Here is a 13,940-nt window from a genome sequence, read left to right on the forward strand (position 1 = left end):
CTCCCGGCCTGACCGGGGAGGGCGGCAAGCGGGAGCGGTGCCGTCCGGTCGGGAGCGGGGACCATTCGGCCCGTTGCGTGTGCCATCGGGCGGGCGGATGGTCGAGGTAGGCCGTCAGGGAAGGGAGTCGCCATGCCCTGGGAGACGATTCGCAAGGACACTCCGCCGCAGGTCCCGCCCAATCTCGACGACTACGAGAAGGTGTGCGAGGACTTCTCCTGGTCGGAAGCGCGCACCGAACTCGACGGACTTCCTGGCGGTCGTGGCCTGAACATCGCGTACGAAGCGGTGGACCGGCACGTTGCATCCGGTCACGGAAGCGTGGTCGCGCTGCGCTGCGTGGGCCGCGACAACTCGGTGACCACCGTGACGTACGCCGAGCTGGCCCGCTCCACGGCTCGGTTCGCGAACGTTCTGCGCACGCTCGGCATCGGCCGGGGCGACCGCGTCGTGACCCTGCTGGGGCGCTGTCCCGAGTTGTACACCGTGGTCCTCGGCACTCTGAAGAACACCAGCGTGCTGTGCCCGCTGTTCTCCGCCTTCGGCCCAGATCCGGTGGCGCAGCGCTTGCAGCTCAGCGACGCCCGAGTGCTGGTCACCACCGCTGAGTTGTACCGCAGGAAGGTCGCCGCGCAGCGCGACCGGCTGACCGAGTTGCAGAACGTGCTGATCGTCGGCGAGGGTGCGCACGAGCTGCCGGGCACCGTCTCGTACGGCGCGCTGCTGGCGGACGCCTCCGACGCCTTCGTCGTCCCGCCGACCTCGCCCGACGACATGGCCCTGCTGCACTTCACCAGCGGGACCACGGGCACCCCCAAGGGCGCCGTGCACGTCCACGAGGCGGCCGTCGCCCATTACGCGACCGCAGCGTACGCGCTCGACCTCCATGAGGACGACGTGTTCTGGTGCACGGCCGACCCGGGCTGGGTCACCGGCATGTCGTACGGGATCATCGCGCCGCTCATGCACGGGGTGACGGTCGTGGTGGACGAGGGCGACTACGACGCCCGGCGGTGGTACCGCATCCTCGCCGAGCAGCGGGTCAGTGTCTGGTACACCGCCCCGACCGCCCTGCGGATGCTGATGCGCACGACGCCGCGAACCGGGCCGTACGACCTGCCCCGCTCCTACGACCTGAGCGCGCTGCGCTTCATCGCATCGGTCGGTGAGCCGCTCAACCCGGAGGCCGTGGTGTGGGGGCGCGACGTCCTGGGGCTGCCGATCCATGACAACTGGTGGCAGACCGAGACAGGCGCCATCATGATCGCGAACTTCGCGGCCTGCGACATCCGTCCCGGCTCGATGGGGCGCCCGCTGCCCGGAGTGACGGCGGCGGTGCTGCGGCGCGGGGCCGACGGCCGGGCCGAGGTCACCGGCGGGCATGTCACCGTGCTGGCGGAACCCGGTGCGGAGGGCGAACTGGCGCTGCGACCGGGCTGGCCGTCCATGTTCCGCGGCTATCTGCACGACGACGAGCGATCCGCGGCGGCCTTCGCCGAGGGCTGGTACCTCACCGGTGATCTGGTGCGACGTGACGCGGACGGTTGGTACTGGTTCGTAGGACGCGCGGACGACGTCATCAAGTCGGCCGGCCACCTCATCGGGCCCTTCGAGGTGGAGAGCGCGCTCATGGAGCACCCGGCGGTCGCGGAGGCCGGGGTGATCGGCCGACCGGATCCCGTCGCCGGGAACATCGTCAAGGCGTTCGTGACGCTGCGGCCAGGCTTCGAGGCGACCCTCGCGACCCGGCAGGAGCTCCTGGCCTTTGCCCGGCGTCGGCTCGGGCCCGCCGTCGCGCCCCGGCAGATCGTCTTCGACCAGCATCTGCCGCACACCCGTAGCGGCAAGGTCATGCGCCGCCTGCTGCGGGCGCGCGAACTCGGCCTGCCCGAGGGCGACATATCCACTCTGGAGGGGACGGAGGGGTCTGCATGAGCACCGCCCGAACCCCGCGCGGGCCGAAGCCCAAGGCGCAGCCCAGGCCGAACCCCAAGCCCGCGGCGCAGTCGAAGAATCAGTCGGCCCACCAACTCGCCCTGCTCGGCTCGATGCTGCGGGTCCGCCGCTTCGAGGAACGCTGCGTGGAGCTGTACAGCGCCGCACGCATCCGGGGCTTCATGCACCTGTACATCGGCGAGGAGGCCGTCGCCGTCGGCGTCGGCGAGGCGCTCACCGAGGAGGACGCGATCGTTTCCACGTACCGCGAGCACGGGCACGCGCTCGCCCGTGGCGTCCCCGCGGAGGCGATCATGGCGGAGATGTTCGGGAAGACGACCGGTTGCAGCCGCGGCCGTGGCGGGTCCATGCACCTCTTCGACGCCTCCCGCCGCTTCTACGGCGGCAACGCCATCGTCGGCGGCGGGCTGCCGCTCGCCGCGGGCCTCGCCCTGGCGGACCGCATGAACGACCGCAACCATGTCACCTGTTGCTTCTTCGGTGACGGCGCCTTCGCGGAGGGCGAGTTCCATGAGACGGCCAACCTGGCCGCACTGTGGCACCTGCCACTGCTCTTCGTCTGCGAGAACAACCTGTACGCGATGGGCACCGCCCTTGAGCGCCACCAGGCCCAGACGGACCTGGCGATGCGCGCCGCCTCGTACGGCATGGTCTCCTGGGCCGTCGACGGCATGGACGTCCTGGCCGTCGAGGACGCGGCCCGGCGCGCGGCCGAAGGCGTACGCGCCGGAACCGGGCCGCACTTCCTGGAGATGCGCACCTACCGATTCCGCGCCCATTCCATGTACGACTCCGACCGCTATCGCGACAAGGCCGAGATCGAGGGGTGGAAGGAGCGCGACCCGGTCGAACGGCTCGCCAGGCGGTTGCGGGAGAGCGGTGGGCTGGCCGACAAGGCGCTCGCCGCGCTGGAGCAGCGGGTGAGCGCCGAGATCGACGCGGCCGTGGACACCGCCGAGCAGGCTCCGGAGGAGCCGGTCGAGGACCTGTTGCGATACGTCACCAGTCCTGCGGAGGAGGCGAGTTGACCATGCCGACGACCACAGGTGACCCCGCCGAACACAAGACGACCTACCGCGAAGCGATGCGCGACGCCCTGCGGGAGGCACTGCGCTCCGACGAACGCGTGTTCCTGATGGGCGAGGACGTGGGGCGTTACGGCGGCTGCTTCGGCGTCAGCCTGGGCCTGCTGGAGGAGTTCGGCCCCGAACGGATCCGGGACGCCCCGCTGTCGGAGTCCGCGTTCGTCGGCGCGGGCATCGGCGCGGCCCTGGCGGGCATGCGGCCGATCGTCGAGATCATGACGGTCAACTTCAGCCTGCTGGCCCTCGACCAGATCCTCAACAACGCGGCCACGCTGCTCCACATGTCCGGCGGCCAGCTGCCCGTACCGATCGTCATCCGCATGACCACCGGTGCCGGACGGCAGCTCGCGGCCCAGCACTCGCACAGCCTGGAGGGATGGTATGCGCACATCCCCGGCCTGCGGGCGCTGGCCCCGGCGACCATCGCCGACGCCCGGCACATGCTCGCTCCGGCCCTCGCCGACCCCGACCCCGTGCTGATCTTCGAGCACGGCAGCCTCTACAACACCTCCGGCGACCTCCCGGCCGACGCGGGCCCCGTCGACCTCGACCACGCGGCGATCCGCCGCCCCGGCACTGACATCTCCCTCATCACCTACGGCGGCTCGCTGCCCAAGGCCCTGGCCGCCGCGGACGATCTGGCCAGCGGCGGCATCAGCGCCGAGGTCGTGGACCTGCGCACCCTGCGTCCCCTGGACGACGCGACCATCGCCGAGTCGGTCGCCCGCACGCACCGCGCCGTCATCATCGACGAGGGGTGGCGCACCGGCAGCCTGGCGGCGGAGATCTCCGCGCGCATCACCGAGGACAACTTCTACGACCTCGACGCCCCCGTCGAGCGGGTGTGCAGCGCGGAGGTCCCCATGCCGTACGCACGGCGGCTGGAGGAGGCGGCCTTGCCGCAGGTCGCCGGGATCGTCACGGCCGTACGCCGCGCGGTCGGCCCCGCGCCGTACACCGTCGACGAGGAGCAGAAGTCGGGCGCCGGAAAGGCGGGCTGAGATGGCCGAGTTCACCATGCCCTCGCTCGGCGCCGACATGGACGAAGGGCTCCTGCAGGAATGGCTCGTCGGCCCCGGCGACCGGGTGAACAAGGGGGACGTCGTGGCGGTCGTGGAGACCGACAAGGCGGCCATCGAGGTCGAGTGCTTCGAGTCGGGGACCATGAGCCGGCTGCTGGTCGAACCCGGAACGCGGGTGCCGGTGGGGACGCCGCTGGCGGTGATCGAGGGCACCGCGACGGCCGCTGTACGGGAGACGTCTCCGGCAGAGGCCGTACGGGAGGCCGTTCCCGCCCACGGTGAGCGGGAAGAAGCGCCGGCGGAAGCCACGCGGGAGAGCGCACCTGTGGAGGCCGCGGCGGAACCGGCGCCCCACCTGGCCGTCGAACCCGGCCCCGAGTCCGCTCCCGCAGCGGTCGGTGCGGGGAAGCCCGCCAAGGAGCCCGCGCTCACGGCGGCGGCTCCCGTGACACCGTCCACTCCCCGATCGTTCGCCGCGGAGGAGACGGTGGTCGAGGTCGGGCCGCTCGTACGACACCTCGCGGTCGAACGGGGCGTCGATCTGGCGTCCGTGCACGGCAGTGGGCGCGGCGGGCGGATCACCCGCGCCGACATCGAGCGTGCCATGCCGATCTCCGCGCCCAGGGTTCGGGTCACTCCGTACGCGCGCAGGCTGGCCGGCCAACTCGGTGTGGATCTGGCCGCGTTGCGCGGCACCGGAGACGGCGGAGCCGTCCGCGCGGCGGACGTGCACGCGGCCGTCCGCGCCCGCGGCGGCCCCGAGCTCCACGAGATCCGCGAGCCACAGCGCACCGGACGACGGCGGCGCGAGGAGCGGGTGGCCGAACACCCGTCGGCCGCAAGCCGCGAGGACCAGCGCACGACCGCCATGCGTCGCGCCATCGGCGAGCTGATGAGCCGCTCGAAGAAGGAGATCCCGCACTACTACCTGTCCACGACCGTCGACCTGACCGTGGCCGTCGAATGGTTGCGACGCCGTAACCGCGGATTCCCGCCCTCCGACCGCCTCGTCCCCGCCTCCCTGCTGCTGAAGGCCGCGGCCATCGCGGCGCGTCAGGTACCGCAGCTCAACGGCTTCTGGCAGGACGGCGCATTCGTACCCGGCAGCGGTGTGCACCTCGGGATCGCTGTGTCGCTCCGCGGCGGAGGACTGCTCGCACCCGTGATCCACGACGCGGACACGCTGCGACCCGAGGACCTCATGGCCGCCCTCAAGGACCTCGTCCAGCGGGCCCGCAGGGGACGGCTGCGCGGCAGCGAACTGTCCGGTGCCACCCTCACCGTCACCAACCTCGGCGACCAGGGCGTGGAGACGGTGTACGGCGTCATCCATCCGCCCCAGGTGGCGTTGGTCGGCTTCGGGGCCGTCGTGGAACGGCCCTGGGCGACGGGCGGTCTGCTGGGCGTACGCCCGGTGGTGACCGTCACCCTGTCCGCCGACCACCGCGCCTCCGACGGCGCGATCGGCGCGCGCTACCTCACGGCGATCGGCCGCCTGCTGCAGAACCCGGAGGAGTTGTGAGCCAGATGAAGTCCCTGACCAGCGCCCAGGCGCTCACCATCGTCAAGGAGTCCATCATCCAGATCATCCCGGACGCCGACTTCACCCACGTCGAACCGCACGACAAGTTCCGCGACGTGCTGGAACTCGACTCGCTCGACTTCCTGAGCCTGGTGGAGATCCTGTCGGAACGCACCGGGATGCGGATCGACGAGGACGACTATCCCCAACTCACCACCCTGGCCGACACCGTGGACTTCCTCGTCGGCAGGACCGGGTAGACGGCAGGGCCTGACGATCCAGGATCCGGGCCGGATGTCCCTACCGGCGTCCGGCGAAGCGCGATGCAATGAGAGTTGAGGAACAAATCGCCCCCGTAATACGACGGTTGAGTGCCGCCGGACTTCTGTCAGGACTGGGGGTGGCGAGGATGCTCTTCGACGACCGCAGGCAGGCCGGGCGGCAGCTGGCCTGGCATCTTGAGTTCCTGCGCGGCCACAACGTGGTGGTGCTGGGACTCGCCAGGAGCGGGGTGCCGGTGGCCTACGAAGTGGCCCAGGAGCTGGGCGCGCCACTGGACGTGCTCGTGGTGCGCAAGCTGCGTGTGCCGTGGCAGCCGGAGTGGATCTTCGGCGCCGTCGGCGAGAGGGGGGTGCGGGTCCTGGACGAGGCCGTCGTCGAGGAAACCGGTCTGAGCCTCGCCGAGCGGGCGGCCGTGGAACAGCGGGTGCGGGTCGAACTCGACTGGTGGGTACGCCGCTACCGCGCCGGTCGGCAGGCCCTGCCGCTGGCCGGGCGTACGGTGGTGATCGTGGACGACGGGCTGACCACCGGCGTCACGGCGGAGGCTGCCTGCCGGGTCGCACGCGCCCGGGGGGCGGCCGAGGTCGTCCTCGCCGTGCCCGTCGGACCGGCGGCCGTCGTGGCGGAGCTGCACGATGTGGCAGATGACGTCGTCTGTCTGCAGACCCTTCTTCACATGGACTCGGTCGGGGCCTGGTATCACCACTTCGGTCAGACGTCCGACGCCGAGGTGGCAGACCTGCTCGTCCGCGCCGCTCGTCCCGTGCCCGCCGTCCCGCTCGTGGCCGCCGCCCCGAGTCCGCGGTGGTGGCGCAGGCAGGTGCAACTGCCGGCCGCCGGGACGCGGTTGGCCGCGCGCCTCACGCTCCCCGCCGAGGCACCGGCGGTGGTGGCGTTCGCACACGGCAGCGGCAGCGGCCGGCACGGCCCGCACAACCGGTACCTCGCCGACGCCCTGAACCGGGCGGGGCTGGGCACACTGCTGCTCGACCTGCTCACCGAGGACGAGGAACACGACCAGGCCAAGGTCTTCGACGTCCTCCTGCTCGCCCGGCGCCTGCGCGCGGCCACCGACTGGCTTCGGCACGAATCCGGCCTGCCCGTCGTCCACTTCGGGCGCGGCACCGGCGCGGCGGCCGCCCTGGAGGCCGCGTCCGCTCCCGACCCGGACATCCGCGCGATCGTCTCCCGGGGCGGACGCCCTGATCTGGTCACCCCCACCGCACTGACCCGGGTACGCGCGCCCACGCTACTCATCGTGGGCAGCCGGGACACCACCGTGCTCGAACTCAACCGGCTCGCCGCCGACCGGATGCGCTGCGAACACCGGCTCCGCGTCGTTCCTGGCGCCACCCACCTGTTCACCGAACCCGGCGCCCTGGCCACGGTCGCCGAGCTGGCCGAAGACTGGTTCACCGCTCACCTGGCCCGCCCCGCGACCGAAGCGCCGCTGCACCGCTCGGCGTGACCACGGCGGAGATCCGCACGACACCGGGTATTCGGGGCGGCCGGGACACATCAGCGTGCGTCGATCCACTCAGGCGATCGCGGAACACGTCGCCGTACAGCTCACCGAGCACGGGCCGCAGGCGAAGCCCCAGAGTCCCGCAGTCCCCCGGCCCCCATGCGCCTCGTACGACGCCTTCTTCCCGCGCAGCGCCCGCGACAGGCCGCCTGGCCGGACCCGGCCGACGGCCACGTCCGGCGCGACACCGGCTTGCTCGCCGACCGCCCGGTCCCGCACGTCACCACCGCATCGCCCGTGTGACGGGCCGCTGGGCGGGCATTTCGCCGACCAACGCGGCCGGAGAGACAGTCCCTTGGACTCCCTTGGACTCCCTTGGACTCCCTTGGACTCCCTTGGGTCCATCCGGACGGTCTTCCGGGCCGTTCGGTACCTGGCAGCCCGGGCCCGGCCGGTGTCAAGTGGGCGTGAGAACAGCAGGGAGGACACCATGAACCGGCCGACCGCCGCCGTCGTCATAGCCGCCATCTTCGCTTTCGCCGGCATCGTCAGCGCCTTCGCCGGACGGAAGAGGTAGCCGGGCTCACCCGGGGATGCTGCCTCGGGCATCGGTCCTGACCCGTTCGGGCCAGAAGACCATGTGCGCACATCGAAGTGAAGGAGGTGCGACATGAACGTGGCCTCACCGGCCCGCGACACCCATTTCCCGCACCCTGCCCGTACCGTCGCGGGGCCGCCCGGACGGATCGAGGTCACGCACGTCGCCGACCGGGCGCTCGCTCTCTTCGTCCGCGACCACGAAATCACCGTCGACCAGCCCGTCGAGGCCGGCGGTGACGACGACGGTCCCACCCCCGTGGAGCTGTTCGTCGCTTCTCTCTCCGCCTGCGTCGCCTCCGACGCGGTCCGATTCCTCCAGCTCCTCCACCTGCCGTACGACCATCTGCGCGTCAAGACGGAGTTCTCGGCGGTGGACGACCCAGCGCCCCATATCAAGAACGTCCACGTGCGGATTCTGCTCCCCGTCCAACTCAGCCCGGTTCTGCGCGAGGGCCTGCACGCGGTGGTCGGCCGCTGCGCGGTCCACAACACCCTGCGCATGCCGCCCGAGATCGCCGTCGACGTCGACTGAACGGTGCCCTTTCCTCGGCTCAGGGGCGTGCCTCACCCCCGCCCTGTGCTCACCGGAGGACGTCGTGCACCGCGCGGTGCACGGTCCCGGCCGACGCGTCGGTGAACCACCTCGGCGTCGAGGCCGTCGGCGCTGATGCGTCCGACTCGGTGCGTCAGGGCCGGCGCGAGGTGGCGCTCGTCCGGCGTCACTTGCCGCTGTAGACGGGGAAGGCGCTGTGCTCCCCGTAGTCCACGTCTCGCAGGCCCCGCAGGGCGCCCATGTCCTCGTCGGAGATCTCGAAGTCGACCGCGGCGTTGGACCGCATGTGGTCGGGGTTCGCCGTCTTGGGCAGCGACACGGTGTCCAGCTGCAGGGTGTAGCGGATGCACAGCTGCGGGACGGACACGCCGTACTTCTCCGCCATCGCCTGGACCTCGGCGTTCTTGAGGATCGCGCCGTGGGCGATCGGCGAGTACGCCTCGACGAGGATCTGCTTGCTCTCGCAATAGGCCAGCAGCTCGGAGGGGGTGTTGCCCGCGTGCACGAGCAGCTGGTTCACATGCGGGACGACCGTCGCGCCCTGCAGGATGTTCTCCAGGTCGTGCTGCTGGAAGTTGGAGACGCCGATGGACCGGATCTTGCCGGCCCGGTGGGCGTCCTCCAGGGCACGCCATGCCTCGCGGTTGCCCTCGGCGTAGTCGCCGCCGCGGAAGTCGTCCCACGGCTGCGGGCTGTGGATCAGCATCAGGTCGACGTGGTCCAGGCCCAGCTTCTCGAGAGAGCCGTCAATCGCGGCCAGCGCCCGGTCGTAGTCCTTGATCTCCGCAGCGAGCTTGGTCGAGACGAACAGCTCGTCACGGGGCACCCCCGATGTGCGCACCCCCTCGCCGACGCCGCGCTCGTTGCCGTACGCCTGCGCGGTGTCGATGTTCCGGTAGCCGATCTGAACGGCTGCCCGGACCGCGTCGGCCGCCTTGTCCTCGTCGATGAACCAGGTGCCGAGCCCCAGCCTGGGAATCTCGACGCCGTTGGACAGGGTGTAGGTCTCGTCCAGGATGGTCATGCGTTCGCTCCGTTCTTCGGCAGCGCGCCGTACACCTCGTCGGTGACGGGCTCGAGCCATTCGTTGCTGACGTCCTGGCCCGGAGTGATGAGGGCGACGTGGGAGAACCACGAGTCGGCCTTCGCTCCGTGCCAGTGTTTCGTGCCCGCCGGGACGCGGACCACTGTTCCCGGATCCATGCTGACGGGATCCTCGCCCTCCGCCTGATACCAGCCGCTGCCCGCCGTGCACAGCAGAATCTGGTCACCGCCGCCGCCCGTGCCGTGGTGGATGTGCCAGTTGTTGCGGCAACCCGGCTCGAAGGAGACATTGCTGACGGGAACGCTCCCCGAGGCGAGCGGAGCCAGGTAGCTCTGGCCGATGAAGTACCGCGCGAAGGCGTCGTTCTTCTCCCCGAGGGGGAAGATCTGATCAAATCCGTTGACCGGCATCTCGTTCGTTCCTTTGGTCGAACACGCCCCGCGGACCGTGCGGAGGCGTCGTTGCGCTGCTCGCTCCGTCGATCAGGAGGAGCGCTCGTCGGCGATCTTCTTGAGCAGAGTGATCGCGGTCATGGCGTTGGGCCAGCCGGCGTAGAAGGCGAGATGCGTGATGGCCTCGGACAGCTCCTCCACGCTCAGCCCGTTGTCCAGAGCCACGCCCAGGTGGTAGGGCAGCTGCTCGCTGCGGTACAGCGCGGCGAGCACGCTGACCGTGACCAGGCTGCGCTCCCGCGGCGACAGTCCCGGACGCTCCCAGACGTCCGCGAACAGCACGTTGTCGGTGATGTCGACCAACTTCGGTGCGATGCCGGCCAGCTCTTGTGGCGCGGAATGCTTGGCCATGCGGTGACTCCCTGTGACGATTCGTACGCGTGGATGCGGCACTGCCCACTGTCGGCCACACCGGGCCCGGCGGCATCCGCCGGCGGGTTCCCACCACCTGCGGAGCGGACCGCATCCGCTGCCACCATCGAGGAAACCGCAGCTCACAGGCGCACGGAAGGGACTGCCGTTACAGGTACTGACAGGGCACCCCAGCACTCCCCCGCCGTGCATAGCCTGGGTGGTATGGACACCGCCCACGACATCCGCGAGTTCCTCGCCACCCGCCGCGCGAAGATCACCCCGCAGCAGGCCGGCCTGCCCGCCTTCGGCAGGGGGAACCGCAGAGTGCCGGGACTGCGCCGTGAAGAGGTCGCGATGCTGGCCGGTGTCAGCATCGACTACTACGCCCGCCTGGAACGCGGCCAGCTCGCCGGTGCCTCCGAGGAGGTCCTCGACGCTGTCTGCCGCGCACTGCAGCTGGACGAGGCCGAACGCGCCCACCTCCACGACCTGGCCGCCGCCCAGCGCCGACGCCCGTCGCGCCGCGCCGCCCGCAGGGCCAAGGACGCCGTGCCCGCCAGCCTCCGGCGTGTCCTGGACTCCATGAGCGGCTCACCGGCCTTCATCCGCAACGGCCGCCTGGACATCCTCGCCGTCAACCCGCTCGGCCGCGCCCTCTACGCGCCACTGTTCACGAGTCCGGGACGCCCGGTGAACATCGCCCGCTTCCAGTTCCTCGACCCCACCAGCCGCGACTTCTTCCCCGATTGGACCCTGTCCGTCAACACCACCGTCTCCCTGCTGCGCACCGAAGCGGGACGGGCCCCCGGCGACACCGCACTGACTGGACTGATCGGCGAACTCGTCACCCGCAGCGAGGAGTTCCGGGCCGCGTGGGCACAGCACAACGTGCGCCTGCACCACACCGGCCGCAAATCCTTCCGCCACCCCGCCATCGGCGAGATCACCCTTGACTTCGACGCCATGGCACTGCCCGCCAGCCCCGGCCTGACGCTCACCGCCTACAGCGCCGAGCCCGGAACGCCCGAGCACGACGCCCTGTGCCTGCTCGCCTCCTGGACCGCTACCGGCCAGGAACCAGCAGCCGACCACGACGAGGGCTCCATACGTCCCTGATCCGTCGCCGGCGTTCCTGTCCTGGTGCCAGTCGGCCACCATGAGGTTTGTCAGTGGGCGCGGGCACACTGACGTCATGAGCGTTTCTTCGTCTACCGAAGCCCACACATCCCACACCCCCCCAGTCTGGGTGGAGTCGATGGGCGGCCCTTTGATCGTCGTCCCTGTCTCCGCGTTGGCCGCATGGCATGGGTGTACGGAGGCCGGGGTCATGGCGGGAGACGCCACCGCTCCAGACGACTACGACCGGGCCTGCGCGGTGGACGATCTGGCCGGTGTGATCACCGTTGGTGAGAACGGTGCGCAGGCACTGGTGCTGGCCGACGAACCGGCCACCAGCTGTTTTCTACCCGAGCATCGGGTCTTCCTGCGCCGGCTTGCGGCTGACTCCGAGGCCGAGCTGAAGGCGGCGGCCAGGGCTGTTCTTGCAGACCCCGCCACCGAGTGGGAGGAGTGCGGCACGTGGTCATCGGACGGTCCAGCCACACTCATGGACTCTGCCGAATCAGGCTCCACGCTGGGCACCGAGTATCCCGGCGGCGGGATGCCCTCCCAGGCATCGGTTTCGCTGCGCTCCGGTCGCTGGAGGGTCCGAGCCACCCATACCAAGGTGGACGAAGAGACCTGGGTCGGCCTGGTCCAGATCCTGCCGATCGAATCTTGAACGGTCAGTTGCTTTGATCGGGTGCGGTCACGTGGGTCTTCGCCCACGCAGCTGCGAGATGGCGGCGGCAGAGGTCGGCAGCCGTGAGGTGGGGTGTGTGCAGCGCATCGCTGTAGAGCCGCATCTCACGCGCTGCTCGATCCAGGTGCTGCCAGAAGGCGAGCGGCAGGTCGAGGTCGCCACCGAGATCGACGAGACTCTCGAAGGCGAGCCCCAACTCGTTGTGTTCCAGGAACTCAAGCGTCGCCGAGAGGTCAGAATTCCGCAGGCCCGTCAGATGGACTCGGGCGGCTTCGAGATGGCCACGGGTCCGGTTCCAGCTGGACTGAAGTGCCCCACGATCAACGGTCATGGCGTCAGTGTCGCCGGTGCTGTTCGTATGGTCACGCGGCTTTTCTCCAGTTGCCAGCGCAGAAAGGTGTGCAAGGCGCGCGTCAACTCGCCGTCTGAAGCGTGCGTGCGGATCTCTTCTCGCGCAAGAGTGCGATGGGTAAGGAGCTTGGCGGCGGGACAAGGGGACAGACAGGTGTGCAAGATGTGCAAGATGGATTTGGCCGCTAAGGAAGCAGCGATCGCTCGGTTTCTCCACGATTACCCGGAGGTAGCTGATGCCGGCCCTCTCGATGAGTCTGCCGCTGCCGAGGCCCGGCGTGTGCTCACCAACACCATGTTCAGCATCTCCGACATGAACCCGGCCATGCCGGAAGCTCTGCCGTTCCTGCTTCGTCTGGTCAACGACCCGCAGATCCCCGAACGTTCCGAGCCACTGGACCTCTTGGTCACAGCCGCCCAGTTCTCCGAGCCGATCGATGCGCGCAATGAGGCAATGGTGCGGTGGTTCGGCAGCGACAGCGATCATCCCGAACGTGAGCGATGCAGGGCGGTCTTCGCGGAACATGCGAGTGTGGTGGCGAGGCTGCCGGAGGTGCTGATCAGCCCTGCCGGTCGGGCGACGCTTCGGCAGGCCGCCGGACTCCTATGAGGTTCCCGCATTCGGGCCACCTCCGCGACGGCTGAGGGTGGCGCCGGAAGGGCCGTGGCCTCGTCGAAGCAGCGACCCTGCCGGAGGCAGCGGCAGAGCTGTCCGATCATGCGGTCGAAGAGGTCGCGCTGAGCGGCTGCCTACGCAGCCGACATCAACCGCCGGAACAGGTCCTCGAGATGTCCGTGGACGGCCATTCCAGCACCGTCAACTCGGGCCACTGCTCTTGCCATCGCGCTGCCTTGGTCTCGTAGACCGAGCGAGGGGCGAGTACCGGGTTCGGCCGGACGACGAGATTGAACACGTCCGACAGCCCATGCGGCGCGTACACGCGCCACCGGCCGTCGGTCTCCACCCGTACACCCAGGCAGCAGGTCGTCGAGGCGAAACTGTCGATCGCCGCCTCGCTCGACTCATACGGCGGACACGCGACGCCGAACTTGTCCTCGTACCAGAGGTGAACCCGTGCCTCGTTACGGATCTCAACGTCTGCCGACAGGTCCGCGAAGACCTCCTGCCCGGCCTTGATCACCGTATCCTCAGCTTCCCAGGACAGATCGCTGCCGTCGAAGTAGAAAACGTCGTAATCCTTGATGCCACTGGTCGGCGGCTTGTCCGTGACCACGTTCCACACGGTCTGGAACAGGCATCCTGCCGTTACGTACCACCCGGGAAGGTCCAGCGTCGCGGTCCGCGTCAGCACCTCCGTCAATACGTCGTTGCGGGACAGCGCCGCACGCAGGGAATCGAGTTGCAGGTCGAGAGGCAGTCGGCTGATCACCAGCACTGCCTACCACAGGTCGCCCGCGGGGGTCCGAATTCCTCTTGGAGGCCCCAAAGCC

The 13,940-nt window shown here is 69.8% G+C and carries 14 protein-coding genes; 9 read left to right on the top strand and 5 right to left on the bottom strand.

Annotated elements, in window-relative coordinates:
- Positions 1–132: 132 nt before the first annotated feature.
- From acsA to ACIRPX_RS18180, 7 genes are all read left to right on the top strand, one after another.
- Positions 133–1,935 carry an acetate--CoA ligase gene (gene acsA, locus ACIRPX_RS18150; RefSeq protein WP_404195083.1) on the top strand — a complete coding sequence of 601 codons (1,803 nt, stop codon included), beginning with the start codon at positions 133–135 and terminating at the stop codon, positions 1,933–1,935.
- Complete coding sequence (gene pdhA / locus ACIRPX_RS18155) at positions 1,932–2,984, top strand: pyruvate dehydrogenase (acetyl-transferring) E1 component subunit alpha (protein WP_404195086.1); 1,053 nt, start codon at positions 1,932–1,934, stop codon at positions 2,982–2,984. Before acsA ends, pdhA begins: the two co-directional genes overlap by 4 nt.
- A gap of 2 nt (positions 2,985–2,986) precedes the next feature.
- On the top strand, positions 2,987–4,042 hold the full coding sequence (locus ACIRPX_RS18160) for an alpha-ketoacid dehydrogenase subunit beta (RefSeq protein ID WP_404195089.1): 1,056 nt from the start codon (positions 2,987–2,989) through the stop codon (positions 4,040–4,042).
- A gap of 1 nt (position 4,043) precedes the next feature.
- Positions 4,044–5,585, top strand: coding sequence for a dihydrolipoamide acetyltransferase family protein (locus ACIRPX_RS18165; protein WP_404195090.1), 1,542 nt, complete (start codon positions 4,044–4,046; stop codon positions 5,583–5,585).
- Positions 5,586–5,590: 5 nt separating this feature from the next.
- On the top strand, positions 5,591–5,845 hold the full coding sequence (locus ACIRPX_RS18170; RefSeq protein WP_404195092.1) for an acyl carrier protein: 255 nt from the start codon (positions 5,591–5,593) through the stop codon (positions 5,843–5,845).
- 149 nt (positions 5,846–5,994) lie between these two features.
- Positions 5,995–7,335, top strand: coding sequence for a phosphoribosyltransferase family protein (locus tag ACIRPX_RS18175; protein ID WP_404195095.1), 1,341 nt, complete (start codon positions 5,995–5,997; stop codon positions 7,333–7,335).
- Positions 7,336–8,002: 667 nt separating this feature from the next.
- Positions 8,003–8,464, top strand: a complete 462-nt coding sequence (locus ACIRPX_RS18180) for an OsmC family protein (RefSeq protein ID WP_404195098.1) — start codon at positions 8,003–8,005, stop codon at positions 8,462–8,464.
- A gap of 187 nt (positions 8,465–8,651) precedes the next feature.
- Here ACIRPX_RS18180 and ACIRPX_RS18185 read toward each other — a convergent pair whose 3' ends face one another.
- From ACIRPX_RS18185 to ACIRPX_RS18195, 3 genes are all read right to left on the bottom strand, one after another.
- Positions 8,652–9,509 carry an aldo/keto reductase gene (locus ACIRPX_RS18185; RefSeq protein WP_404195100.1) on the bottom strand — a complete coding sequence of 286 codons (858 nt, stop codon included), beginning with the start codon at positions 9,507–9,509 and terminating at the stop codon, positions 8,652–8,654.
- Positions 9,506–9,940, bottom strand: coding sequence for a cupin domain-containing protein (locus tag ACIRPX_RS18190; protein ID WP_404195102.1), 435 nt, complete (start codon positions 9,938–9,940; stop codon positions 9,506–9,508). Before ACIRPX_RS18190 ends, ACIRPX_RS18185 begins: the two co-directional genes overlap by 4 nt.
- Positions 9,941–10,012: 72 nt before the next feature.
- Positions 10,013–10,333: a carboxymuconolactone decarboxylase family protein gene (locus ACIRPX_RS18195; protein WP_404195105.1), complete on the bottom strand. Its 321-nt coding sequence runs from the start codon at positions 10,331–10,333 to the stop codon at positions 10,013–10,015.
- A gap of 225 nt (positions 10,334–10,558) precedes the next feature.
- Here ACIRPX_RS18195 and ACIRPX_RS18200 point away from each other — a divergent pair, with 225 nt between their 5' ends.
- Together ACIRPX_RS18200 and ACIRPX_RS18205 are read left to right on the top strand one after the other, a co-directional pair.
- Positions 10,559–11,452 (top strand): helix-turn-helix transcriptional regulator, encoded by an 894-nt coding sequence (locus tag ACIRPX_RS18200; RefSeq protein ID WP_404195108.1) that lies wholly within the window; start codon positions 10,559–10,561, stop codon positions 11,450–11,452.
- A gap of 76 nt (positions 11,453–11,528) precedes the next feature.
- Positions 11,529–12,116 carry an Imm21 family immunity protein gene (locus tag ACIRPX_RS18205; RefSeq protein WP_404195111.1) on the top strand — a complete coding sequence of 196 codons (588 nt, stop codon included), beginning with the start codon at positions 11,529–11,531 and terminating at the stop codon, positions 12,114–12,116.
- 4 nt (positions 12,117–12,120) lie between these two features.
- On the opposite strand, the gene ACIRPX_RS18210 is transcribed toward ACIRPX_RS18205, so the two are convergent.
- Both ACIRPX_RS18210 and ACIRPX_RS18215 read right to left on the bottom strand, forming a co-directional pair.
- Positions 12,121–13,014 (bottom strand): MafI family immunity protein, encoded by an 894-nt coding sequence (locus ACIRPX_RS18210; RefSeq protein WP_404195114.1) that lies wholly within the window; start codon positions 13,012–13,014, stop codon positions 12,121–12,123.
- Between the two features lie 238 nt (positions 13,015–13,252).
- A complete protein-coding gene (locus ACIRPX_RS18215; protein ID WP_404195117.1) occupies positions 13,253–13,879 on the bottom strand; it encodes a nucleotidyltransferase family protein in 627 nt (208 codons plus the stop codon).
- Positions 13,880–13,940 lie beyond the last annotated feature (61 nt).

The sequence above is a fragment of the Streptomyces sp. NPDC101225 genome, assembly GCF_044767585.1.
Lineage (GTDB): Bacteria > Actinomycetota > Actinomycetes > Streptomycetales > Streptomycetaceae > Streptomyces.

Bases quoted from the DNA above. Each gene is read 5' to 3' on its own strand.
- ACIRPX_RS18195 (WP_404195105.1), bottom strand. From the start codon at position 10,333: ATGGCCAAGCATTCCGCGCCACAAGAGCTGGCCGGCATCGCACCGAAG.
- ACIRPX_RS18170 (WP_404195092.1), top strand. From the start codon at position 5,591: ATGAAGTCCCTGACCAGCGCCCAGGCGCTCACCATCGTCAAGGAGTCC.
- ACIRPX_RS18175 (WP_404195095.1), top strand. From the start codon at position 5,995: ATGCTCTTCGACGACCGCAGGCAGGCCGGGCGGCAGCTGGCCTGGCAT.
- ACIRPX_RS18185 (WP_404195100.1), bottom strand. From the start codon at position 9,509: ATGACCATCCTGGACGAGACCTACACCCTGTCCAACGGCGTCGAGATT.
- ACIRPX_RS18200 (WP_404195108.1), top strand. From the start codon at position 10,559: ATGGACACCGCCCACGACATCCGCGAGTTCCTCGCCACCCGCCGCGCG.
- pdhA (WP_404195086.1), top strand. From the start codon at position 1,932: ATGAGCACCGCCCGAACCCCGCGCGGGCCGAAGCCCAAGGCGCAGCCC.
- ACIRPX_RS18190 (WP_404195102.1), bottom strand. From the start codon at position 9,940: ATGCCGGTCAACGGATTTGATCAGATCTTCCCCCTCGGGGAGAAGAAC.
- ACIRPX_RS18180 (WP_404195098.1), top strand. From the start codon at position 8,003: ATGAACGTGGCCTCACCGGCCCGCGACACCCATTTCCCGCACCCTGCC.
- ACIRPX_RS18210 (WP_404195114.1), bottom strand. From the start codon at position 13,014: ATGTTCCGCGAAGACCGCCCTGCATCGCTCACGTTCGGGATGATCGCT.
- ACIRPX_RS18165 (WP_404195090.1), top strand. From the start codon at position 4,044: ATGGCCGAGTTCACCATGCCCTCGCTCGGCGCCGACATGGACGAAGGG.
- acsA (WP_404195083.1), top strand. From the start codon at position 133: ATGCCCTGGGAGACGATTCGCAAGGACACTCCGCCGCAGGTCCCGCCC.
- ACIRPX_RS18205 (WP_404195111.1), top strand. From the start codon at position 11,529: ATGAGCGTTTCTTCGTCTACCGAAGCCCACACATCCCACACCCCCCCA.
- ACIRPX_RS18160 (WP_404195089.1), top strand. From the start codon at position 2,987: ATGCCGACGACCACAGGTGACCCCGCCGAACACAAGACGACCTACCGC.